Below are 23637 nucleotides of genomic sequence, written 5' to 3'. Positions count from 1 at the left end.
CGGGGTCGCATGACGAGTGAATCCCAGTACCTGCTCGTCATCTATCGCGCCTCGAGAACCCGGAGCGAGCCGGTCTCGCCGGGCCACGTCGCCGACGCACTCGACCGGTCCCCAGCGGCCGCGACCGAGATGCTCCAGCGACTCGAGACGCGAGGGCTCCTCGAGTACGAACCCTACGAGGGCGCGACGCTCACAGCGGAGGGCCGGGAGACGGCCGAAGAACTGTACGAAACGTACGCCGTGCTGTCGCAGTTCTTCCGCGAGGTGCTCGACCTCGAGAACCCCGAGGCGGAGGCGCTGGAACTCGCCGGCAGCGTCAGTCCCGTCGTCACCGAGCGGGTCGCCGAGACGCTGCTCGAGGGCGACGCTGCCGAGTCGATCGACGACGACGTAGTTCAGTCGCCCCTCGAGGGGTCCTGACACCACCGTCTCCGCCGTGTCCGGCCGATTGCAGCGATCGGCTCGCAATCTACGGCGACGACCCATACGCTTTTGTTTTAGGCCCACCTAAACACTCGCAATGACGAACGCTACCCGACCACACGACACGGACGACGCTCAGGATCGAGACGGTCCAGCTGATGAACGGACCGTTCCCGACATCTCGATCTGTGAGAGCCGTCCGGGGCAGACGATCTTCATCGAGGCGGACAACACCGAGGGCTGGATCGCGAGCGATACGACGATCGACGTCTCTCGGTAGCGGCGTTACTGTGCCTGTTCGGCAGTCAGTGATATCCTCAGGTCTTTCCGTCTGATCCGATCGAAAACGGCAGAAAAACTGGTTGCAGCGCGAGAACCGGTAGCGTTAGTGGGTCGCCGACTCGAGCACGAGCGTATCGTCCTCGAGGTAGTGCTCGATGTGGTGGGCGTGTTCCTCGATGGTCTCGAGCTGTTCGCGCAGCATCTGAGACGTCGCGTGGTCGCCCAGTCCTTCGGCGAGTTCGATGTGCTCGCGGTAGCTCTCGATGATGTCGCCCATCATCTCGAGGTCGTTCGCCAGCGAGGTGCGGATGTCGTAGACGTCTTCGTCCTCGGGTTCGACGGTCGCCTTCTCGGCGAGCGTCGTCATGTTGGCGTGCGGAACGCCGCCCAGGGCCTGCAGCCGCTCGGCGACGTCGTCGGCGGCTTCCTCGACGTCCTCGTAGACTTCCTGGAGGAAGACGTGGATGTCGAGGAACTCGGCGCCTTCGACGTTCCAGTGGTGCTTGTGAAGCTGGTGGTAGAGGACGTACGCGTCCGCGAGGTCGCGGTTCAGCGCCTCGACGATCTGTTCGGCCTTCTCGGGCTCGAGTCGCAGTGCGTTCTCCTCGACGGTGCCGGCCTCCTGTTGGACGGTCTTCTGCGTGTTCATGACAACTACAGCTTGGGTCCGTACCCTCTTATAACTTTTCAATATTCTTATAATTTTTCGCACGACCTAAACCTGCGCCGCGAACGACGTGCGCGATCGGGTCGGCGTTTGTCGCCGATCGGATGATTCGATATATCGTTATTTGATTTACTCTCGATCGGTGCGTGAGAATCGACGAATGCGGAGAAACACGGCTACCGGCCTCGAGACGGTCGCTCCCGTCCGCTGACCGGTCCGAAACCGCGATCTACTGTCAAACCGTATACTCGTTTTATCTCCTCGGACGGCGTAGCTATTACCGGTGAGTCAAATGAACTCGATGACAACTGACGGCGAATCGTACGGCTACTCTCTCGCACACGGCTGGCGCACGCTCGCGATAGCGGGTGCCGTCGTCGGCCTCCTCGGCCTCCTCGCGATCGCGTTTCCGCTCGCGACCGGTCTCTCGCTGACGATGGGTTTCGGCGCCCTCCTCGTGCTGAGCGGCGTCGTCCACGGTGCACACGCCGTTACGGCCCGCGGATGGCGCGGACGCATCTGGCAGGCAGCCCTCGCCGTCGTGGCGATCCTCGCCGGCCTTATCGCCTTCATGAACCCGGTCGTCGGCCTCGTGACTCTGACGCTCGTGTTAGTGGGCTACCTGCTGGCCGACGGCGTCGCGGAACTGTGGATGGGGCTGCGCATGGCCGGCCAGCCAGGACGCACTTCGATCGTCGCCAGCGGCGTCATCTCGCTGGTCCTCGCCGGCCTCCTCTGGGTCGGCTTCCCGGCCACCGCCTCGTGGGCGATCGGCCTCCTCGTCGGCGTCAGCCTGTTCATGACCGGCCTCTCGATGGGTATCGTCGCGATCTCGGGCCGTCGCGTCGACGAGTCGACGCCGCCCGCGGCCGAACCGCGCAGCGCCTAACTTTCTTTTATTGTGCATGTCTCGAGGATCCTCGAGCGACGGCAACCGGCGCCGCGACGAACGGATTATTGGGGCCGGGATTCCGACGGCCGGTATGGACCTCTCGATCGTCGATCTCGCACCCGTTCCGCAGGACGGGACCGCGACCGACGCGTACGCGAACACGACCGATCTCGCCCGGCGGGCCGAAGACCTCGGCTACGACCGATTCTGGGTGGCCGAACACCACGGCATGGCCGACCACATCGCGAGCACGACGCCGGAGACGTTGATCGCCCACCTCGCGGCCGAAACCGACGAGATACGGATCGGCTCCGGGACGGTGCTGCTCAACCACTATCAGCCGTTCAAGGTCGCCGAAACGTTCGCGTCGCTCGACGCGATGGCGCCCGGGCGGGTCGACCTCGGCCTCGGCCGCGCGACCGGCATCCCCGCAGTTGATCAGGCGCTGGGGACCGACCGACACAAGCAGAATCCCGACGAGGACCACGCCGAGAAGATCGAGGCGACGGTGAGCCACCTCTACGACGGCTTCCCCGAGGACCACCCCTATGCCGACATCTCGCTTCCCCGCTCGGCCGACGACGTTCCCGAGGCGTGGGTCCTCGGCTCGAGCCCCTCGAGCGCCGAGATCGCGGGCAAACTGGGCCTTCGGTACTGCTTCGCCGCGTTCATCCGCCCGAATCTCGCCGAACGGGCCTTCGAGACGTACCGCGAGCACTTCGTGCCCTCGGACGTCGGTGCGGGACCGGACAGCCCCCAGGGCATGCTCGCGATCAACGTCGCCTGCGCCGAGACCGATCAGGAAGCGGCCCGACAGCGGGCGACGGCCGAGGCGACCTACAGGCGGCTGCAACGCGGCGAGGTCGGCTCGCCGCCGACCGTCGAGGCCGCGATCGACGAACTCGGCGGCGTGCCGGAGCCGACGCCGAACCCGCTCCCCGAGGGCGAGTGGTCGCGCTCGATTTCGGGGAGTCCGGAGACGCTTTCGGCGCTGCTCGAGCAGCTTACGGATCGCGTCGCCGTCGATAGCGTGGTCGTGCAGAATACGATCGCCGAGCACGAGGACGTCGTCCGCTCGCACGAGTTGCTTGCGGAGGGCGTCGGGCTCTGACCGACGGAGAGAACGACGAAAAAACGTGCCTTACTCGCCGAGCACCGAATCGAAGAACTTCCGCTCTGCCGTCCGGAGATGCTGGTTGAAGGTCGCGGGCGCGATTCCCAGCCGATCCGCGATCTCCTCGCCCGTACTCTCGCGAGGCCAGTCGAAGTAGCCCGCGAAGTAGGCCGTCTCGAGGGCCGCCCGTTGCTTTTCGGTGAGATCTTCCTCGAGGACCGACGCGGAACTCGCACCGCTGGGTTCGCTGCGCTCGGTAGTGCGCTGGGCGAGGTAGGTGACGTCGGACTGTTCGTCCTTGATGAGTTCGATCATCTGGCGCGTGTCGCGGCCCCGCGGGAGTTCGACGACGAAGCGGAACTCGCCGTCGGTGATCGTCGCCGACTCGACGCGTCCGCCGTGGGTCGCGATCGTCTCGAACAGCGAGATGGCGGTCGGCGCCACGAGTTCGAACTCGAATTCGTCGCGTCTGGCCGCGAGGAAGCGCACGTCGTCGATCCCATCGGTTTCGGCGACGGTCTCCTCGAACTCGTCCTGGGAGACGCCGGTCGCCGAGCCGTAGACCAGCAGCGTCTCGTCGCCCTGGACGAGTTGCTCGATCTCGATCGTACAGGATTCGGTCGCGGAAAGGGAGACGAGTTCTTCGGCCATCGATTCGACCCGGAACTCGAGTTCGACGACGGCGTCGCTGACGAGGGCGTCGCGCCGTTCGATCGCCGTGATCGCGTGGGCGATGATGTCGCCGATTCGCGAGAGGATCTCCTGTTCCGGCGCCGTAAACGCCCGCGGCGATTCGGCGTAGATGTTCAGGACGCCGTAGACGAGGTCCTCGTGAACGATGGGGATCGCGGCCGAGGAGCGGTAGCCTCGCTCGTTCGCTTCCTCGCGCCACGGCTCGAACCCGCTATCCGTCTGAATGTCGTTCGTGATCTGGACCTCGCCCGTCCGGATCGCCTTTCCGGACGGTCCCTGCCCGCTCGGATCGTCCTCGGCGACACTGATGTCGACGGTCTCGAGGTAGCCCTCTTCGACGCCGGCCGCGGCCTTGGGGACGACCTGATCGCTGCCCGGATTGACGCCGCCGATCCAGGCGAACCGGTAGGCGTCGGACTCGACGAGGCGGTCGCAGACGCGCTGCTCGAGTTCGGCCTGCGTCTCGGTCGTGATCACCGCGTGCGTGATGTCGTGGCCGATCCGATTGAGCCGGTTCAGCGCCTCGAGTTGGTCGCGCTGGCGCCGCCGTTCGTACTCTTGGCGGGCCCGCTCGATCGCGTGGTGGATCGTCCGGACGAGGAGTTCGCTCGTCACCTCGTCTTTGACGAGGAAGTCCTGGGCGCCTCGCTGGATCGCCTGCACGCCGACCTGCTGGTCGCGGACGCCCGTCAGGACGACGATCGGCGTCGTCTCGCTCTCCTCGTGGACCGCCTCGAGCGTCTCGAGGCCGGCGCTGTCGGGGAGGTTCAGGTCGAGCAACACGACGTCGGTCGCCTCCGCCTCGAGCGTCGCGAGGCCGTCCTCGAGGCGCGTCTCGCGGGTGATATCGGGCGTCCGGCCCGCGGCTTCGTCGGAGCTGACTCGCTGGGCGAGCTCCTCGGTGTCCTTGAGCATCTCCTCGATCAGGCGCGCGTCGCCGGGGTTGTCCTCGATCAGGAGGATGCGAAGCGTTTCGTCGGATTCGGATGCCGGGCCGCGACCGGCTAGTGCCGCGTCGCCGGTGCCGTCTCGGTCGGCCGCGGTCTCGGTATCAGTCTCAGTCTCGGTCTCAGTCTCGTCGTCGCCGTTAGACGTGTACGCGTCGCTTTCGCTCATGATTCGACCTCCGGGGGGAGCCGCACGACGGAGAACCAGAACTTCTCGAACGCGCGGACGGTCTCGATGAACTCGTCCGGGTCGACCGGCTTCGTGAGGTAGGCGTTCGCGTGCAGTTCGTACGAGCGAGCGATATCTTCGTTGGCTCGCGAACTCGTCAGGACGATCACCGGGATCGATCGCAGTTCCGGATCGTTCTTGAGTTCCTCGAGGACCTCCTCCCCGTCCGTTCGGGGCAGGTTGAGGTCCAGCAACACGAGATCCGGCCGCGGCGCGTCGCCGAACTCGCCGCGCTGGGTGAGAAACTCGAGGGCTTCGGTTCCGTCGGAGACGACGTGGAGGTCGTTCTCGATCCGGCCCTGTTTGAACGCCTCCTCGGTCAGTCGGACGTCGCCGGGGTTGTCCTCGACGAGCAGAATCTGTGCCGGCTCCGGTTGGTTGCGTCGTGATTCACTCATTGTCGTCCTCTCGTTCGGCTCGCGTCGGTAGGTGTACCGAGAACGTCGATCCCTCGCCGGGGTCGGAATCGACCCGAATCGTGCCGCCGTGGCGCTCGGCGATCCGCTGGCAGAGCGCGAGCCCGATCCCGGTCCCGTCGTACTCCTCGACGCTGTGCAACCGATCGAACACGCGAAAGATCCGGTCGACGTCGTCCGGATCGATCCCGATCCCCTGGTCGCGAACTGAAATGACCCACGTTGCTTCTCTCTTCTCCGCGAATACGGATATACGTGGTGTCTCCTCACCCGAGTAGGTGATCGCGTTATCGATCAAATTCTGGAACAGTTGCCGTAACTGGCCGGGGTCGCCGTGTACCTCCGGGAGGCCGCCGACGTCGATTTCGGCACCGGTCTCCTCGATCCGCATCTCGAGATCCGTACAGACGTCTGTGACCACCTCGTCGACCTCGACGGGCTGGAACGACTGCCCCTGCGTGTCGACCCGCGAGTACTGGAGGAGTCCGTCGATCATCTCCTGCATCCGGGTGGCGCCGTCGACCGCGAACTCGATGAACTCGTGGGCGTCGTCGTCGAGATCGTCCGCATAGCGTCGCTCGAGCAGCGTGAGGTAGCTCGAGATCATCCGGAGCGGCTCCTGGAGGTCGTGGGAGGCGGCGTAGGCGAACTGCTCCAAGCGCTCGTTCGATTCCTCGAGGTCGTCGACGAGGGCCTCGAGTCGGCGCTCGTGCTCCCGCCGTTCGCTGATGTCCCGCCCGATCCCGGTCAGGACCGGCTCGCCCGAGGGGTCCTCGAGCGCGCTCGCGACGAACTCGTAGGGGACGGCCTGGCCGCCGGGTTCCGGTTCGACCTCGGCCTCGAGGCGCGCACTCCCCGTCTCGAAGACCTCGTCGATCGCCGCCGCGACTCGTTCCTCGTCCTCCCCCTCGAAGAACTCGAGCGCATTGATCCCCTCGAGTTCGTCGTCGGACAGGCCCGTCAGCGCGCGCAGGCTCTCGTTCCAGCGCTGGACGGTGCCGTCCTCGTCGATGACGTAGAAGACGTCGTCGATCGCGTCCAGCACGTCGTCGGTGTAGCGCTTGAACTGCTCGAGGCGCCGCTCGCGCTCCCGGAGCTGGCGCTCGGTCTCGACGCGCTCGGTGATGTCCTGTACCATCAGCATGCCGGCGAAGACCTCCCCGCGGCTGTCCTCGACCGGCACCGCGTACGCGAGCCACTCCCGCTCGTGGAGTTGGAACTCGAAGGTCCGCTGCTCGCCGTCCAGCGCGGCCCGGAAGTTCGATTCGAACTGTTCGCGGGTCTCCCCCTCGTATCGCTCCGTGACCGTCTGCCCGACGAACTCCGAAACTGAGAGATCGATCTCCTCGAGCGCCTGCCCCCCGCCGAGCGTGTACCGCAGCTCATCGTCGAACAGCGCGACGAGCCCGTTCGGGAACTGCTCGACCAGCGTCCGGTACCGGCGTTCGGACTCCTCGAGGTGGCGCTGGTGGCGCCGGCGCTCGAGTTCGTAGCTGACCCACTGGGTCACGAGTTCGACGAAGGACTTCTCGGCCCGCGTAAACGGCGTCGACCGCGGTTCGTCGTCGACGAAACAGAGCGTCCCGTAGCGGTCGCCGTCGACCGTGATCTGTCCGCCGAGGTAGCAGTCGAGGTCCCACGCCTCGTACGCGCGGTCGTCGACGTGCTCCGTCGGCCGGTCGGTAAAGGCGAGCAGCCCGTCCGTCTGGATTGTCTGCTGGCAGTACGTCTCAGCGAGCGGCGACGTCGACCCCGGCTGGAGCCGCGGATCCTCGCCGTCAGCGTGGGTCACTTCGAACCGCTCACTTTCGGGATCGATCGCGGCCAAGAACCCGGTCTCGAGTCCCAGCCGCTCCCGGCCCAGCGAGAGAAGTTCGTCGATTTTCTCGTCGAAGGAGCGATCGCCGTCGGCGGTGATCGCGTACAGCCGCTGGAGCGTCCGGTTGGTCGCCCGACGCTCTCGCTCCATCTCCTTGCGCTCGGTCACGTCCCGGAAGTAGACCGACAGCCCCGTCGGCGAGGGGTAGACGTGGATCTCGAACCAGGTCTCGAGGGCGGGAACGTACTCCTCGATCGACGTCGGTTCCTGCCGGTTCATCGCCTCCCGGAGGTCCGCCTCGAACGTCGACTCGTCCGCCGTCGGGAACGCCGCCGAGAGGTCGCACCCGACGATCCCCTCGCCGGCCGCGTCGATCAGCGTCTCCGCACGGTCGTTGGCGTACGTGATCGTCCAGTCCGAATCGAGCCCGATGAACGCGTCCGAGATCCGGTTGAACGTCGCCTCGAGTTCGTTCTCGAGGCGTTTCTGTTCGGTGATATCTTCGATGGTGAAGACGCCGCCGGTTACCTCGGCGGCGTCCTCGCCCGCTGCTGTGTCCGTCTCCGCGGTGGACTCCAGATCGGGAACGACGTCCGCGGTCTCGTCGGCCCGCAGCGGCGCCCCGTTGATCGAGAGCCACCGTTCCCGGCCGTCGGGATGGCGAAGCCGCAACTCGACGTCGAACAGCGCCTCGCCCGAGGAGATAACCCGGTCGAAGGGCCGTTCGGCCGCCGACAGCAGCCGTCCGTCCGCGTCTCGCACCTCCCAGTCGGAGTCGTCGCTCGAGAGTCCGGCGATCGCCTCGCGGTCGCACCCCAGAATATCCGCCGCGCGGTCGTTCGCGAAGCGCAGGTCCCCGTCGGTGTCGATGACGGTGATCCCGACGGGGCTGGTCTCGACGATCTGTTCCTTCAGCGCCCGCTCGTCGCGCAGTTCGGCCTCGATCCGGCGCTCGTCGGTGACGTCCTGAACGACACACACCAGGCCGCCGTCGCCGACACGTGCGAGGTAGTGGTCCTCGACGAACTCCGTCCCGTCGCGTCGCAGGCCGATCGTTTCGCCCGACCACGTCCCCGTTTCTGCCAGTTCGGCCTCGATCTCCTCGTTAGCCTCCTCGGCCGCGCCGTCCGGATACAGGATCCCCCAGTGTTCGCCGATCATCTCCTCGGGCTCGTAGCCGTACATCTCGGCGTAGGCCTGATTGACGTACGTGAACTGATCGTCCTCGTCGAGCAGGCTGATCCCCTCGCTCGCGGTCTCGAGCGCCCGGTAGATGTGCCGACTCTCGCGCCGATGGTGACGTTCGTCCGTGACGTCCTCGAAGGTCGTGACGACGCCGGTGTACGCGTCGCCGGCGGTCATCGGCGCGGCGTTCGCCGCGATCCAGACCCGCTCCCCGGCCGGCGTTCGGATGCCGAACTCGACGTCCCAGACCGGCTCGCCGGTCTCGAGCACCCGGGCGACGGGTAATTGACGGTTCGACAGCGGTTCGCCATCGTCGTCGACGGGGTCCCACCCCGCAGCGAGCGGGCGGTCGACGAGGTCGCTCCGGTCCCGGCCCGTGATCGTTTCGGCGCGCTCGTTAGCGAACCGGACGGTGCCGTCTACGTCGGTGACGACGATCCCGACGGGACTGGTCTCGACGATTCGATCGTTCAGCGCGGCTTCCTCGCGGAGCCGTCGTTCAGTTTCTGCGTTTTCGATCGCCGACGCGAGCACGGCGGCGACGCTTTTGACGAACTCGCGCGTATCGGCTGCGAACTCACGACGCTCGGTCGTATAGACGCCGAGCGCGCCCCACGGCTCCTCCCGAGGGCCGATGGCCACGGCGAGACCGGTCTCGATATCACTTTCGGGACACGCTACCACGCCGATTTCCGCCTCGCTCGGCGAGTGTTCGACGATCGGGTCGTCGGTGGCGAGTGCTCGGCCCAGCAACGAGTCCGGTTCGGCCGACGCCGTCGGGCCGACCGCGAGCGTCTCCCGCCCGCTTTCCGATCGCAGCCGCAGCGTTTCGGGGTCGCTCACCTCGAAGACGCCGCAGTAGGCGACCTCGAGTTGCGTTCGAACGCCGTCGACCGCGTCGCGGCGCAACCGGTCGACATCGCCCGTCTCGAGGGCCTGCTGCCCGAGTTCGGCGACGACCTCCTGTTGCCGGACGCGGGACCGAAGGCGGCCTGGTGAGGGATCGGAGGTTTCCATGAATCGATTGCTACTCACAAGTCCGCTGTCGAGTATAAATGTAATGCTCAAAACATCACGCGAGGACTGTTTCAGGCTGCTCGAACTGTATCTTTGACCGACCGTCAAGTTCCTCGCTGGGAACCGGGACGGTTCGCCCCCGACTGATCCGGCAGTAACGGAACTCGTCGACGTTTCACGTTGTGCCGATCGAGACAGTACAGCAAGATTTTATATCTCGTTATAGGGTTTACCAGTGGCCGCTCGTCGCTTTCGAACGCCGGACAAGCAGACGTACTCACCGCGCTGTCGGCGGTATCCGCGTTCGCGCGAACGACATCTCGTCCGCGACCGCTTCGTCGCAGTTGCACCTGATCGATCAACCGCTGGAGTACCGGCTGCTCGAGCGAACCGTCTGACCGAATTGTGACACTGGACGGCGCTCCAGTCCCGAACTGGCTGGGTCTCCCACGGACTTGGACTCGGTGTCATCCTCGATGCGCTGCTCGAGCTGATCCACCGTCCGACGGCCGTTCATCTGGTTCGACCAGCCGGATACGGCCGTTGCCTATCGTGAGGGACGAGCCGCTGCCACGGTTCTTCCCGCCTGAGACGCGAACCGGGCAGATACTCTCGAGTGCGCTCACGATGTGAGTCATCACTGAGCCCGACAGGCCCGGTACGTAGGTCACCGGTCAGTGCCAGCGCTGATTACAGGTAGTGCCACCGTTGAAGTCTCTCGGCGGCTGCGTTCGACGTAGCCTCCCGGCACGATCTCGAGTCGACTCGCTTGCGGCGCGATATGCACCCGCCTCGAGCACTGTGTCATCACCGACGAGCGCCGGATTGAGGTCGTACAGCCGCCTGACGCCCTGTCGGGTTGCTCTGTCGCTGTACTGGCGCTCCGCCATCGGCGAGCACATAAACCTCATAATGCGATATGGAATCGCCACCTTCCGCTCCCCAGGCCGCATCGAATTTGATCGGGCGAACAAACCCAGTTCGACCGATTGATCGTCGGCACCGCCGGATTTTCGTCCACTCACGGTCCTGCATCCACGTCGATACTCGACTGAACCGCAAACCTCGTGGTAACGCCACTCGTGGAAATTCATTATACTATCCGGACATTCGGACAACATATTCCGTATTATGGGAGCGTGACTGGGTAACCATCCACCCAAATGGCCAAAACGTTGAAAATCGCGACTGCAGACGGTTGACCATGGACTGGACGAGGAGTGCGATCATTGTACCTATTCCTGGAGGGAGACGATGAGAGACGACCCATCGCGACGGCAGTACCTCGCAGCGCTCGCCGGCGGTGCGACGACGGTCGTTGCCGGGTGTAGCGCGGACGACGACGGCAGCGATCGGCCGGCACTGTCCGACCGGACGCTTCGCTACGGCGCCGTACTGCCGCTGTCCGGCGAACTCGAGTCGTTCGGCGAGACGCTGACGAACGGCGCGGCGTTACCGGCAACCGAACTCGAAGCGTCCGAGATCGAGGTCGAAATCGACCATACGGTCGCCGATTCGGAAACGTCGCCGTCCGCGGCGGTCGACGCCGCCGCTGAACTGGCCGACGAGTCGTATCCGGCCATCGTCGGCGCGGCGGGATCGGACGTGACGCTGCAGATGACCCAGCAGGCGACGATTCCGTCCGAAGTCGTCTCCTGTTCCCCGGCGAGTACGACCCCGACGATGTCGATCCTGAACGATCGGGGCTACTCGTTCCGCACGGCACCCGACGACTCGCTGCAGGCCGTCATCGCGGCGCGACTTGCGGTCATCGAACACGGCGCCGACTCGGCGGCGACGCTGTACGCCGCGGGCGACTACGGCCGACAGCTCTCGGGCGCGTTCTCGGCGTCGTTCGACGGCGAGATCCAGCACCAGGTGTCGTTCACGCCAGGCGAGTCGTACGCGGACCCGCTGTCCGAGGCGCTGTCGGACGATCCCGACATCCTGTTCCTGATCTGTTACCCCGAGAGCGGGATTCCGGTGCTCGAGGAGTACTACAGCGACCACGCCGGCGACGAGATTCTATTCGTCAGCGACGGGCTGCAGGACGAGGCGGTTCTCGAGGGCGTCGATCACTCGATGACCGACGTCTACGGGACGGCCCCGCGGTCGAACGGACCCGGTCGCGACGCGTTCGTCTCGCTGTACCGCGACGAGTACGGCGCCGATCCGGGCCTGTTCGCGGCGAACTGCTACGACGCCGCGGCGACGATCCTGCTGGCGAACGCCGCTGCAGGGGCGAACGACGGCGCCGCTATCGCGGCGCGGATGCGCGAGGTCACGTCCGGCGAGGGCGAGGCGGTTCTTCCGGGCGACCTCGCCGCGGGAATCGAACGTGCGGCGGCCGGCGAGCCGGTTCAGTACCGGGGCGCCGCCGGCGAGATCGAGTTCGACGAGAACGGCGACGGCGGCTCGGTCGAGTACGAGTACTTCACCTTCGGCAGCGACGGGATCGACGTTATCGACGAGCGGACGCCCGAGGAGGTGGCCCGATGAGCGACGATCCCGCCGGCGATCGCGCCGAATCCGACGCTACGGCGGACTCCGGAACCGAATCCGGCTCGATCGACCGGTTCGTCTCGAGCCTCGAGCGGCGCGTCCAGCCGCTCGTGCCGTCGGTGGTTCGGGGGAGCTACCGCGCGAAGTTCGTCATCTCGGTCGTCGCGATCATCGTGGTTCTCTCGGCCGTCGGCGCAGCCGGCTACGTCGACGCCGAGCGGACCGTCGAGCGCGACGCCGAACAGCAGCTGACGGCGACGGTCGACATGCACGCCGACTCGATCAACGAGTGGACGATTTCGATGGAGTCGCACACGCGGTCGCTCTCCTCGTCGTCCGAGTTAGCCGGGACCGACGCGGAGACGACCGAAGCGCACGTGATTCAGTCCCAGGCCGCGTTACCGGTCGACATCCGTGCGATCCACGTCGTCGACACGAATAACGATCAGGTACTGACCAGCACGAACGGCGAACTTCGCGGCCAGTCGCTCGGCAGCGTCGACGAGCCCTGGACCGAGATCGAACCGGGCGTCGATCTGACGGCGGCCAACGACGTCTGGCAGTCGGAGACGGCCTATCGGGACGGCACGCTCGACGACCAGGTGATTTCGTTCGCCAGCCCCGTCGCAGGCGACGAGGCGCGGATCGCGGTCGTCGTCGGGACGATCGAGTATCGGGTCGACGGACTCCGCCAGCTCCACGAGGATCAGGAGACGATGATCGTCGACACCGAGGGCCGGACCGTCCTCGCGAGCAGCGATCTCGAGGGCGATCCGGACGAGCAGATCGTCGAGGAACTCGGCACCGTCCGCGACGGGACGCGATTCGAGCGGGACGGCGACCTCGTCACCGCCTACGGGGCGACGGCGGACAACGACTGGGTCGCGGTCACGACGGTCCCGACCGAACAGGCGTTCGCCGCGAGCAGCGCCGTCGGGAAGAGTCTGCTGGCGATCATCGGGACGGGACTGGTCGCGCTGGTGCTGGGCGGGCTCGTCCTCGCGCGACAGACCGTGACGCCGCTGCAGGACCTGCGCAACCGCGCCCAGCGGATGGAAGATGGCGACCTGACCGTCGACCTCGAGACGGATCGGATCGACGAGGTCGGTCGCCTTTACCGGGCGTTCGACGAGATGCGGACGACGCTCAACGCGCAGATCACCGAGGCCAGGGAGGCCAAGGAGGACGCCGAGGCCGCGCAGGAAGAGGCCGAACGCGCGCAGGCGGAAGCCGAGGAAGCGCAGGCCGACGCCGAAGCCGAGCGCGAGCGGATGGCCGAGGTGACCGAAGAACTCGAGCGGACGGCCGACCAGTACAGCGAGACGATGCGGGCCGCCGCGGACGGCGACCTGACCGTCCGGGCGACCGTCGACACCGACAACGAGCAGATGCGCGCGATCGGCGAGGAGTTCAACGCGATGCTCGCCGAGATCGAGCGCGCGGTCGAGGAGGTCAAGCAGTTCGCCGTCGACGTCGCGGCCCAGAGCGAGGAGGTCACGGCCTCGAGCGAACAGGTCCGGACCGCAAGCGAGCAGGTCGCCGAATCCGTCCAGCAGATTTCGGAGGTCGCCGAGACCCAGAGCGTCCAACTCCAGACGATCGAGTCGGAGATGTCGGACCTCTCGGCGAGCACCGAGGAGATCGCGTCGACGGCGACCAACGTGGCGACCGCGGCCGAGCGGACGGTCGAGGCGAGCCAGCGCGGCAGCGAGGCCGCGGAGCGGGCGATCGACGAGATGACCGCCGTCGAGAGCGACGCCGAGTACGCCGTCGAGACGATCCGCTCGCTCGAGGCGGAGGTCGAACAGGTCGACGAACTCGTCGACGCGATCGCGGAGATCGCCGACCAGACGAGCCTGCTGGCGCTGAACGCCTCGATCGAGGCGGCCGACGCCGGCGGGGAGGGCGACGGGTTCGCCGTCGTCGCGAACGAGGTCAAGAGCCTCTCGGCCGACGCGAAGGAGGCGGCAGCGGAGATCGAGGACCGCATCGAGACGATCCGCGAGCGGACCGACCAGTCCGTCAACGTCGTCGAGGAGACGAGCGAGCGGGTCCAGCAGGGGACCGAGACCGTCAGGCCGGCCGTCGAATCGCTCGAGGAGATCGCGGAGTACGCCGACGAGACGAACGAGGGCGTCCAGGAGATCTCCGCGGCGACGGAGGATCAGGCCGATTCCACGGCGGAGGTCGTCACCGCGGTCGACGACGTCGCCAGCAGCAGCGAGGAGTCCGCCAGCGAGGCCGAGAGCGTCTCGGCGGCGGCCGAGGAGCAGACCGCCTCGCTGACGCAGGTCTCCGAGAGCGTCGGCGACCTCGCGGAGCAGGCCGCGACGCTCTCGTCGCGGCTGGATCGGTTCGAGACGTCGGAGACCGACGGCGCCGGTCGCGCGAACGACGAGTCGACGACGGTCGCGCCGCAGTAGCCGTTCCGCGCCGTCCGGGACCTCAGGTTTCTTTTCGGTGGCCGCGCTACCCTTTGGCATGGAAGACATTTCACTCGGCGTTCCGCAACCGCTGCTCGAGCGACTGCCCGACGACGACGAGGCCGCCGCGGCGGACATGCAGCAGGCGGTCGCGAGTTGGGAAGAGAAGCTCAACCAGGCGATCGAAGCAGCCGACGACGACCGCGAGGCGGCCGGCCGCGTGCTCGAGGCGATCGACCGGTTCGAGGAGCGCTACGAGACCTACGACGAACTGGTGCCCGAACTGCGCGCGTGGGGGCAGTCGCCGATCTACGCGCTCACGTGGCGGACGCTGTACGCGGATGTAGTCGCCCAACTGTACGACCACGAGGAACTCGCCGAGCACCTCGAGCGCGAGCGCAACGCGCGGCTGGTCCAGGACGGGATTCGGCTGCAGGATCTCTGACCCAGCGGGACGGCTTCTCAGCGCCCGCCGAGACCCACCGAGTGTAGGCCCTAGACAGAAGTGTGGCGCGGGAAAACCTCCCGCCGCACTATGGCTGCCATTCCCGAGGAGTTTCACGACCTGTTCGAGAAGGAAACGTTCGCGCACGTCGCGACGCTGACCGACGAGGGACTGCCCCACGTCACGCCGGTCTGGATCGACTACGACGCCGACGACAATCGGATACTCGTCAACACCGAGCGCGGCCGCCAGAAGGAGCGCAACGTGCAGAAAAACCCCGGCGTCGGCATCAGCATGGTCGATCCGGACAACCCGTATCAGCACCTCTCGATCATCGGCGAGGTCGACGAGATTACGACCGAGGGTGCCCGCGAGCACATCGACGAACTCGCCCAGCGCTACATGGGCGAGGACGAGTATCCGAACCCGATCCAGACCGAGCGGGTTATCCTGCGGATCCGGCCGGATCGCGTCATCAACCCCTGAGACGGGCGAACGGCGAGCGACGTAGATTCCCTCCCGCGTTTTCGTACCCGCTCGAGCGGCGCGCTCGAGGAGCTGGGCGTCGACGGACAGCGAATCGGCCGCCGCCGAGCAGATCACCGCCGAGCTGGCCGCCAACGAGTCCGCAGTTTCGAAGCCATAAAGGGGGTGATACGCCAACTCCCGCCATGGCCGAGGCAAACGCCGTCAGAGAACGGATCGTTGACAGCGGTGTCGTCGCGGTACTGCGGGGCATCGACGAGGACCAGATCACCGACGTGGCGACGGCTATTCACGAGGCCGGCGTCACCGCGCTCGAGGTGACCGCCGACGGGAAGCGCGCGAGCGAGAAGATCGCGGCCGTCGACCGCGAACTGGCCGACACGGACGCCGTCATCGGCGCCGGAACGGTGCTGGACGCGCCGACGGCCCAGTCGGTCATCGACGCCGGCGCGGAGTTCGTCCTCGCGCCCGACTGCAACCCGGAGATGATCGAGCTCTGCAACCGGCAGGGCGCGCTCTCGATTCCGGGCGTGATGACGCCGACCGAGGCCGTGACGGCGATGGAAGCCGGCGCGGACATGCTGAAGATGTTCCCCGCGACGACCGTCGGACCGGGCCACATCGGCGCCTTGCAGGGCCCGCTCGGCGACGTCGACGTCATGCCGACCGGCGGCGTCTCGCCCGAGAACGTCGACGACTTCTTCGACGCTGGCGCGATCGCGGTCGGCGCCGGCAGCGCGATCGTCGACTACGACGCGATCGAGGCCGGCGACATGGACCAGGTCCGCGAGCACGCGGCCGAGTTCGTCGAGGCCGTCGAAGCGGCGCGCTCGCAGTAGCGCCGCGTCGGTTCGAAAATCGCTCTTTTCGCCGCGTTAGCGGTCGATTCCGCCGTCGGCGTCGTCGATCACGCCCTCGACCTCGTCGGGCGTGAGCACGGCGAGGTCGCCGTTGATCGTGCGCTTCAGGGCCGCCGTCGCCGAGCCGTACTCGAGCGCGTCGGCTACGTCGCGGTCCTCGCCCGCGAGGTAGCTCGCGAGGAAGCCGCCGACGAAGGCGTCCCCGGTGCCGATCGGGTCGGTCGTCTCCGCCGGGAACGCCGGCTGATCGCGGACGGTCCCGTCGGCCTCGAGGGCGAGCGCACCGTCTTCGCCCTGGGTCACGACGACCACGTCGGCGTCGTAGGTCGTCGCGATCTCCTCCGCGATCTCCTCGTCGCTGCCAGACAACTCGAGGACCGAGCGAGCATCGCGGGCCGCGACGACCGGGATATCGACCGACTCGAGGAGGCCCTCGCAGCAGGCTCGCGCCTCGGCGGGCGACCAGAGCTTCGAGCGGTAGTTGAGGTCGAAGACGGTCGTTGCGCCCGCGTCCTGCGCGCGCTCGAGGAGGGTTTCGGTCGTCTCTTCGAGGCGGTCGGAGAGCGCGGGGGTGATCCCGCTCGTGTAGAGGGCGTCGACGGACTCGAGGTCGATCCCGTCGGTCAACTCGTCGGGCGTCGCAGTCTGGACCGCCGCGTCCGCGCGGTCGTAGATGACGTTCGTGCCCCGCGGCTGGCCGCCCTGTTCGATGAAATAGGCGCCCTGGCGTCCGTCGTCGTCCCAGGCGACGTTGGTCTCGACGCCGTGGCTCTGCACTTCTCGCGTGACTCGGCGCCCGAGCGGCGAGTCCGGGAGTTTGGAGGCCCACGTCGCCTCGAGGCCGAGGTTCGAGGCCGCGATCGCGACGTTGCTCTCGGCGCCGGCGGTGCGGAAGTCCAGTTGTCGGGCCGTCTCGAGGCGGTCGCCGGGGGTCGGCGAGAGCCGCAGCATCGTTTCGCCGAACGTCAGCAGCGATGACATTGCTCGTTCGTTTCGAACTCTCGCATATAGGTGTTCACGGTACCGTCGGATTTAGCGAGGGTTCCGCTCGATTCGAACCCGAAAACAGAGACGAGATCTCGGCTCGAGGCGTCGTGAAGCCGAGACGTCCGTCCGCTACCACTCGGCGACGCTGCCGTCGTCGTGCTCCCAGACCGGGTTGTGCCAGTTGACCTCCTGTTCGGCGCGCTCGCGAACGACTTCCTCGTCGACCTCGATGCCCAGTCCCGGCTCGTCGGGCAGGTCCACGTAGCCGTCCTCGTACTCGAAGACCGAGGGGTCGGCGAGGTAGTCGAGCACGTCGCTGGTCTCGTTGTAGTGGATGTCCAGACTCTGCTCCTGGATGAGCGTGTTCGGCGTACAGGCGTCGACCTGGATGCACGAGGCCAGCGCGATCGGCCCGAGCGGGCAGTGGGGCGCGATGGCGACGTCGTAGGCTTCGGCCATGCTGGCGATCTTCTTGACCTCGGTGATGCCGCCGGCGTGGGAGAGGTCCGGCTGGATCAGGTCGACCACGCCCTGCTCGAACAGCGACTTGAAATCCCACCGGGAGAACATGCGTTCGCCCGTGGCGATCGGGATCGTCGTGTGCTGGGCGATTTCGGGGAGCGCGTCGTTGTGCTCCGGCAGGACCGGCTCCTCGACGAAGAACGGCTCGTAGGGCTCGAGCGCTTCCACGAGTCGCTTGGCCATCGACTTGGAGACGCGGCCGTGGAAGTCGACGCCGATGTCGACCTCGTCGCCGACGGCGTTCCGAACCTCGGCGAGCCGTTTCTGGGCCGCCTCGACGGCTGCGGGGTTGTCAATCCGGCGCATCTCAGGGGTGGCGTTCATCTTCAGCGCGGTGAAGCCGGCGTCGACCTTTTCGGCGGCCGCCTCGCCGACGTCGGCGGGCCGGTCGCCGCCGATCCACTGGTAGACGCGGATGCGGTCGCAGGCCGCACCGCCCAGCAGTTCGTAGACCGGGAGGCCGTACTGCTTGCCCTTGATGTCCCACAGGGCCTGATCGATGCCCGCGATGGCGCTCATCAGGACGGGGCCGCCGCGGTAGAAGCCGCCGCGGTAGAGGCGCTGCCAGTGGTGCTCGATCCTCGAGGGGTCCTTGCCGAGCAGGTAGTTCTCCATCAGTTCCTCGACGGCGGCGCGGACGGTCTTCGCGCGGCCCTCGACGACGGGTTCGCCCCAGCCGACGGTGCCGTCGGCGGTCGTGACCTTCAGAAACAGCCAACGGGGCGGCACCTCGAACAGTTCGTAGTCGACGATTCGGTCGGCCGAATCGCCGTCGGAGTCGGTTGACATACGCGTCCATCCTGCACCTCGATATATAGTGATACCGTCTCACGCCCGCGGTTCGATGGCGCACGGGACGGCGCGTGAACCGGCATCGGCGCTCGAGTCGCCGAACCGCCGGAAGCCGAACCGGTCACCGCTCGAGCGATCAGTTCAACGCGGGCAGGTACGCCTCGTTCGCCGCGAGCAACTCCTCGGTCATCTCGTGGATCTCGTCGAGCGAGAGTTCGGCCGCGGTGAGCGGATCGAGTTTGACCGCTTGGTGAACCGCCTCGCGGTCGCCCTCGAGCGCACCCTTCACAGCCAGTCGCTGGACGTTCACGTTCGTGCGGTTGAGCGCGGCCAGTTGCGGCGGGAGCTCGCCGACGGAGCAGGGGTGGACGCCCGTCCCGTCGACCAGACACGGGACCTCGACGCAGGCGTCGTTCTCGAGGTTCTGAATGTGTCCGGGGCCGTTGGGAACGTTCAGGTTGAGTCGCCGGGGCGTGTCGGTCTCGAGCGAGTGGATCAGCCGCGAGGCGTACTCCTCGGAGCGCTCGATTTCGACGTCAGCGGGGTCGACGTCCGCCAGCGCGTCGTCGCGCTCCGCGGAGCGGGTCTTCCAGCCCTCGAGGTAGGTCGCGGTCGGCATCCGTTCGGCGTAGTTCGTGCCGGTCAACTCCTCGATCAGCGCCGGATCGGTGCGGAAGTAGGGGTGGTACTCCGAGTTGTGGTGGCTCGACTCGGTGACGAACGCGCCGAAGTGTTTCAGGAGTTCGAACCGGACGGCGTCCTTCTCGTAGGTCTCGTCGTCCGCCATCGCGTCCTCGAGCATCGGATAGACGTCCTCGCCCTGCCACTCGCACTCGAGGAACCAGGCCATGTGGTTGATGCCGGCGACCCAGTACTCGAGTTCCTCGCTCGGGACGCCGACGTACTCGGCGATCGCTTCGGCGGTGTGGGGAACGCTGTGACAGAGGCCGACGGTCTCGATATCGGTCGCCTCGTCCATCGCCCAGCAGACGATCGCCATCGGGTTGGTGTAGTTCAGCAGGAGCGCGTCGGGGCACAGTTCTTCCATGTCCGCGGCGATCTCGAGCATCGTCGGAATCGTCCGGAGTCCGCGGAAGATCCCGCCGGGGCCGAGCGTGTCGCCGATCGCCTGCTCGACGCCGTACTTCTCGGGGATGCGGATCTCGTTCTCGAACGGCTCGGTGCCGCCGACGTTGATCATGTTCAGGACGTAGTCGGCCCCCTCGAGCGCTTCGCGCCGATCGGTCGTGGCCTCGATCGTCGCGTCGACGCGGCCGTTTTCGACCATGGCAGTTGCGACTTCGGCAGTTTGCTCGAGGCGGTGCTCGTCGATGTCCATCAGCGAGATGGTGCTGTCGTTTAGGGCTTCGAAGGAGAGGATATCGCCCACGAGGTTCTTCGCGAAGACCATGCTGCCGGCGCCGATGAACGCGATATTTGTCATGCTAACGTCTGTCACCCATTGTCGGGATAAAGTTACTGTAACATCCCTTTCAGGAGAGATCTGGTTCCGTCTCGTACCGTTCAGTTCCCGAGTACCGCATCGCTACCTCGTGTCCCTTCGCTCCTGGTAGGTGTAGTGGAGTGAACTCTGCGTCACCCGCAGCGCCCATACTGTCGTATACAGCTCTGCCCTTCGGATAGAGCGTACGAATGTCGGTAATTCGTGGGATATCAAAATAGCTATATCTAGATGGAGTCGAAACGAATGGTGGGTTAGGTGTATTATTTTGCTCGACACTGTATATTCGGTAATCGCTTGGACTGTTCTCGTGATCTTCTTCGCCGCAACGGCGATTTGGATTATCGAAGTACTCGTCGTTGGACAGGCACGAAAACGTCCGGGTGAGTACGACCACTCAGAAATTCACGCTCGAGTTCTCACGATCGACGCCCAGGACGTCGTTCAGGGAACCGTGGATTCGCTTCCCGACGGGCTTGGAGGTGTTCAAGTGATTGCCGAACGAGAGATCGATGTCGACGGTGCGACCGTTCACGTCGTTCCCGAGGAGTTTACCTGCGAAGCCAGACGGAAGGCCAGAGCGGTCGAGTGGGCGCGTCGAAACGCTCCGGTAGACGAGGAATTCGTTCTCTATCTCGATGAAGATACCATCGTCCCGTCACTGCCTCCGTTCCCCGACGTCGATGTCGTTCAGTTGATGGAGCGACCGGTCCGAACCGGGTCGTGGCTGTGTTATTTTGCAGAAATATTCCGGATGGGCTTTCAAATTGAACAACGAACGTTCCCCCGCTTTTGCTATCCGCTATATGCTTGGGGCGGTGGCTTCGCCGTCAAAGCCAACGTAGAAAACGAGGTTACCTGGGATGTTCCGACGGTCACGGAGGACACGAATTTTATCTGGCGTGCGTTTGCCGACCCGGATCGCGAAATGGCAGTGTTGCCGGTAAAGTTACTCAATCAGGCTCCGCCCTCGATACGCGCTATGATCACACAACGGCGGCGATGGATCTCGGGGGCGGCGCTCGACTCACATTTGCTGCCCAGGCGGTACCGAGCGCTGTCGCTTCTCCGGAACGCCGCGTGGGGACTCGTGGTGCTCTCTCCACTACTTCTGGTTCCGGCAGTGACGCCTGTTTCAGTCGTTTTCCTTCCGGGTATCTATCAACTCGGGATCCTCGTTCAGGTTGTCTGCCTCTTCGCGTGGGGATTCCTCGGCTACTGGTACTATGCAGAACGATTCCGAGTGCTCCTTGGATTGTTTCTCACGCTTCCAGTCGTTGCGATACTCCACGCGGCAGGTGCGTTCTGGGCGATTGTTCGACCGACTAGCACCTTCGAGGTTACGCCGAAAGTGCCACCCACCAGCGTTACGGACGAGGTGGTACGTGATGCGATACTCGACAGAGGGGTCGATACCGACGAACAACCGAGAGGTGAAGAACGGGAAGAACCGATGACGAAGAGTCAGTAAGGTCGGTCGTCGCAGATTCGAACCACGGTCGGAGCGAAGCTCCTCCCTGATTCGAATCTGCTTGGGTCCATTTCCCCGCATCGAAGACCGCTCGCTTCGCTCACGGCTTCGCCGTTCGCGTTGCCGTGACGCTACCGCGCCACGCATCGCTCGTCGTCGTGAAATGCGGGAAAAGTGGGCCGGCGCAGATTCGAACTGCGGTTACGGCCACCCGAAGGCCGAAGGATACCAAGCTACCCCACCGGCCCGCACTCGGATAGTGAGCGTCCGATCGTTTAACGCTTCCGAAAGCGCATCGTCGGGCCGCAGGCGTGCGATTCGATCACTCTCATACGACCCGCTGGCACCCTAAAATTTCTCGTAGCCGTCCGTGTCCAGATAGTGGTGCGCGATCGTGATCGCCTGATCCGCGTGCAACAGTTCCGGCCCCAGGCGGAGCCGCTGGTCGACCGCGTCCTCGAGCAGGCCTTCCTCCTCGTCAGTAAAGTCCCGATGATCGGAGAGCACGAAAACCCCGTCCGCAAGCTCTGACGCAGCTACGTCCGTCACGGCGTCGCCGTCCTCGTGCAACTGGACGACCGGGCCGTCGTCGGCGATTTCCTCGAGCGTTCCTTCGAACCCGCGGCGGTAGACCTCGATGCCGGGGCTCGGCTCCGCAGGCAACGCGCCGATGGCCTCGTCGCGGTGCTCGAGAGCCTTCCGGACGAGCGCGGCGGTGCTTCGCTCGTCGGGGTTGAGCCGCCGCAGCTCGCTTCCGTCGAAGGTTATCGTGAGTTCGTCCTGCGCGATCAGGTGGGTGCAAACGTCCTCGCGGATGCCGTGGGAGGTGACGAAGGAGGCGGTGATCGACCGACAGAGCGCGTCGAGGCGGCCGGCTCCGCTCGCGAGGTCGTCCAGCGAGAAGTCGGGCTCGGTCAGCACGTCGTGACCGAGGAGTACGAACTGGCGCATAGCGAAGGGAGGGGGACCGGAGGGATAGCCGCCACGGTTTCCGATTGCCGTTTTGCCCGCACCTGTCGCCTCGAGTGGCCGTTTCCAGGGCTCGAGCGCCTCGAGTCGGCCGCTGCGACTCAGGACGTCGCCGCCTGAAGCGCGCGACGGGGCAGCCCCAGCACGTACGCGAGCCCGGGCATGCCGTCCCGGTACCAGACGAGAGCGCCGATCGCGAACAGGCCGAACTGCACGATTTCGTAGGGGCCCAGCTCGTAGTAGTGGAGAATCGCGTCCAGCAAGCCGGCGACGGGGTCCTCGGCCGGCGGCTCGAGCACCGGCCAGAGGAAGTACTCGGTACCCGAGAGGTCGCCGCGCAGGACGCTCGGTGGGATATCCGCGACGAGATGCGAGTAGTGCCCGATCAGGAAGCCGACGCCGACGTCGCGGCGCTCGAACCGGTCCGCAGCGGCGAGGACGAGCACCGAGAGGACGGCACCGAACAGCAGCGAGTGCGTGAGCGTCCGCCCGCCGGGGAGCACGTCGAAGTTCCACGCGAACGGCTTATCGATGAGATCGGGGAACTGCGAGCCGACGGCGACCGCGAGCGCCGGCAGGGCGAGCGGCGGGCGATCGAACCGGCGGTGCGCGTAGGCGGTGTATAACAGGTACGCGACGGCGAGGTGTCCCCAGGGCCACATTCAACGGGGGTTTTCGGGACCGGGAAATAGGTGCTTCGACTCGAGACACGTAGCGGTCTTGCACAGCCATGGCGAACCGTTTCCCCCGATCCGGGCGGCGGTACTGATATGGCGAAATCACAGTCGACGGCGGAACAGCAGGACGGCGGGGCCGTACTCGCGATTCTCGAGGGACGCTCGTGTCCGTCCTGCGGCGGCGAACTCGAGCGCGACGTCTACAAGGACAAGGACGCGGTCGTCTGCGCCGAGTGCGGCACGCCGCGGGCGCAGGTGTGGACGACGTCCTGATCGGGAGGTTCGCGACGTCGATTTTTCGCAGCGATCGATCGACCCCGAGCGATCGGTGCGGACGCGAGTCGATGCTTGCGCTTC

At 65.9% G+C, this 23637-nt stretch carries 20 protein-coding genes and 1 tRNA gene; 11 read left to right on the top strand and 10 right to left on the bottom strand.

Features of this window, described 5'->3' with window-relative positions; genetic code table 11:
* Window positions 1–9 precede the first annotated feature (9 nt).
* Both ATJ93_RS12855 and ATJ93_RS12850 read left to right on the top strand, forming a co-directional pair.
* The gene (locus tag ATJ93_RS12855) at window positions 10–420 is read left to right on the top strand and encodes a metal-dependent transcriptional regulator (RefSeq protein ID WP_120245010.1); all 411 of its coding nucleotides are present in this window, start codon (window positions 10–12) and stop codon (window positions 418–420) included.
* 100 nt (window positions 421–520) lie between these two features.
* Window positions 521–703, top strand: coding sequence for a DUF7331 family protein (locus ATJ93_RS12850; RefSeq protein WP_120245009.1), 183 nt, complete (start codon window positions 521–523; stop codon window positions 701–703).
* A gap of 105 nt (window positions 704–808) precedes the next feature.
* On the opposite strand, the gene dpsA is transcribed toward ATJ93_RS12850, so the two are convergent.
* Entirely contained in the window at window positions 809–1354 is a 546-nt protein-coding gene (gene dpsA / locus ATJ93_RS12845) for a DNA starvation/stationary phase protection protein DpsA (RefSeq protein WP_120245008.1), read from the bottom strand.
* A gap of 310 nt (window positions 1355–1664) precedes the next feature.
* Between dpsA and ATJ93_RS12840 the strand changes: the two genes are divergently transcribed.
* On the top strand, window positions 1665–2261 hold the full coding sequence (locus tag ATJ93_RS12840; RefSeq protein ID WP_120245007.1) for an HdeD family acid-resistance protein: 597 nt from the start codon (window positions 1665–1667) through the stop codon (window positions 2259–2261).
* A gap of 94 nt (window positions 2262–2355) precedes the next feature.
* Window positions 2356–3375: an LLM class flavin-dependent oxidoreductase gene (locus ATJ93_RS12835; protein ID WP_120245006.1), complete on the top strand. Its 1020-nt coding sequence runs from the start codon at window positions 2356–2358 to the stop codon at window positions 3373–3375.
* Window positions 3376–3405: 30 nt separating this feature from the next.
* On the opposite strand, the gene ATJ93_RS12830 is transcribed toward ATJ93_RS12835, so the two are convergent.
* Genes ATJ93_RS12830 through ATJ93_RS12820 form a run of 3 tightly spaced genes read right to left on the bottom strand, consistent with a single transcriptional unit; the run spans window position 3406 to window position 9684 of the window.
* A complete protein-coding gene (locus tag ATJ93_RS12830) occupies window positions 3406–5187 on the bottom strand; it encodes a bacterio-opsin activator domain-containing protein (protein WP_120245005.1) in 1782 nt (593 codons plus the stop codon).
* Entirely contained in the window at window positions 5184–5645 is a 462-nt protein-coding gene (locus tag ATJ93_RS12825; RefSeq protein WP_120245004.1) for a response regulator, read from the bottom strand. The genes ATJ93_RS12830 and ATJ93_RS12825 overlap by 4 nt, the downstream gene beginning before the upstream one ends.
* Window positions 5638–9684, bottom strand: coding sequence for a PAS domain S-box protein (locus ATJ93_RS12820; protein ID WP_120245003.1), 4047 nt, complete (start codon window positions 9682–9684; stop codon window positions 5638–5640). The genes ATJ93_RS12825 and ATJ93_RS12820 overlap by 8 nt, the downstream gene beginning before the upstream one ends.
* A 1254-nt stretch (window positions 9685–10938) precedes the next feature.
* Between ATJ93_RS12820 and ATJ93_RS12815 the strand changes: the two genes are divergently transcribed.
* The 5 genes from ATJ93_RS12815 to ATJ93_RS12795 all read left to right on the top strand — a co-directional run bounded on the left by ATJ93_RS12815 (window position 10939) and on the right by ATJ93_RS12795 (window position 16379).
* Window positions 10939–12183 (top strand): ABC transporter substrate-binding protein, encoded by a 1245-nt coding sequence (locus ATJ93_RS12815; RefSeq protein ID WP_120245002.1) that lies wholly within the window; start codon window positions 10939–10941, stop codon window positions 12181–12183.
* Window positions 12180–14609 carry a methyl-accepting chemotaxis protein gene (locus ATJ93_RS12810; RefSeq protein WP_120245001.1) on the top strand — a complete coding sequence of 810 codons (2430 nt, stop codon included), beginning with the start codon at window positions 12180–12182 and terminating at the stop codon, window positions 14607–14609. Before ATJ93_RS12815 ends, ATJ93_RS12810 begins: the two co-directional genes overlap by 4 nt.
* 58 nt (window positions 14610–14667) lie before the next feature.
* Complete coding sequence (locus ATJ93_RS12805; protein ID WP_120245000.1) at window positions 14668–15054, top strand: hypothetical protein; 387 nt, start codon at window positions 14668–14670, stop codon at window positions 15052–15054.
* Between the two features lie 90 nt (window positions 15055–15144).
* Window positions 15145–15540: a PPOX class F420-dependent oxidoreductase gene (locus ATJ93_RS12800; protein WP_120244999.1), complete on the top strand. Its 396-nt coding sequence runs from the start codon at window positions 15145–15147 to the stop codon at window positions 15538–15540.
* 185 nt (window positions 15541–15725) lie between these two features.
* Window positions 15726–16379 carry a bifunctional 4-hydroxy-2-oxoglutarate aldolase/2-dehydro-3-deoxy-phosphogluconate aldolase gene (locus ATJ93_RS12795; protein ID WP_120244998.1) on the top strand — a complete coding sequence of 218 codons (654 nt, stop codon included), beginning with the start codon at window positions 15726–15728 and terminating at the stop codon, window positions 16377–16379.
* A 36-nt stretch (window positions 16380–16415) separates the two neighbouring features.
* Here the strand turns inward: ATJ93_RS12795 and kdgK1 are convergent, their stop codons facing one another.
* From kdgK1 to melA, 3 genes are all read right to left on the bottom strand, one after another.
* Window positions 16416–17381 (bottom strand): bifunctional 2-dehydro-3-deoxygluconokinase/2-dehydro-3-deoxygalactonokinase, encoded by a 966-nt coding sequence (kdgK1, locus tag ATJ93_RS12790; protein ID WP_120244997.1) that lies wholly within the window; start codon window positions 17379–17381, stop codon window positions 16416–16418.
* 135 nt (window positions 17382–17516) lie between these two features.
* On the bottom strand, window positions 17517–18698 hold the full coding sequence (gene dgoD / locus ATJ93_RS12785; RefSeq protein ID WP_120244996.1) for a galactonate dehydratase: 1182 nt from the start codon (window positions 18696–18698) through the stop codon (window positions 17517–17519).
* 139 nt (window positions 18699–18837) lie between these two features.
* On the bottom strand, window positions 18838–20145 hold the full coding sequence (gene melA, locus ATJ93_RS12780; RefSeq protein ID WP_120244995.1) for an alpha-glucosidase/alpha-galactosidase: 1308 nt from the start codon (window positions 20143–20145) through the stop codon (window positions 18838–18840).
* Between the two features lie 286 nt (window positions 20146–20431).
* Here melA and ATJ93_RS12775 point away from each other — a divergent pair, with 286 nt between their 5' ends.
* Window positions 20432–21634 (top strand): glycosyltransferase family 2 protein, encoded by a 1203-nt coding sequence (locus ATJ93_RS12775; RefSeq protein WP_170155568.1) that lies wholly within the window; start codon window positions 20432–20434, stop codon window positions 21632–21634.
* Window positions 21635–21809: 175 nt separating this feature from the next.
* On the opposite strand, the gene ATJ93_RS12770 is transcribed toward ATJ93_RS12775, so the two are convergent.
* The 3 genes from ATJ93_RS12770 to ATJ93_RS12760 all read right to left on the bottom strand — a co-directional run bounded on the left by ATJ93_RS12770 (window position 21810) and on the right by ATJ93_RS12760 (window position 23265).
* Window positions 21810–21882, bottom strand: a tRNA-Pro gene (locus ATJ93_RS12770).
* Window positions 21883–21982: 100 nt separating this feature from the next.
* A complete protein-coding gene (gene trmY, locus ATJ93_RS12765) occupies window positions 21983–22585 on the bottom strand; it encodes a tRNA (pseudouridine(54)-N(1))-methyltransferase TrmY (RefSeq protein WP_120244993.1) in 603 nt (200 codons plus the stop codon).
* Between the two features lie 119 nt (window positions 22586–22704).
* Window positions 22705–23265, bottom strand: coding sequence for a metal-dependent hydrolase (locus tag ATJ93_RS12760; RefSeq protein WP_120244992.1), 561 nt, complete (start codon window positions 23263–23265; stop codon window positions 22705–22707).
* Between the two features lie 108 nt (window positions 23266–23373).
* On the opposite strand from ATJ93_RS12760, the gene ATJ93_RS12755 reads away from it, so the two are divergent.
* Window positions 23374–23553, top strand: coding sequence for an HVO_A0556 family zinc finger protein (locus ATJ93_RS12755; RefSeq protein ID WP_120244991.1), 180 nt, complete (start codon window positions 23374–23376; stop codon window positions 23551–23553).
* Window positions 23554–23637 lie beyond the last annotated feature (84 nt).

This window comes from Halopiger aswanensis, assembly GCF_003610195.1.
GTDB classification, from domain to species: Archaea; Halobacteriota; Halobacteria; order Halobacteriales; family Natrialbaceae; genus Halopiger; species Halopiger aswanensis.
The sequence above is the reverse complement of the archived record's forward strand: the minus strand, read 5'-3'. Positions and strand labels throughout refer to the sequence as shown.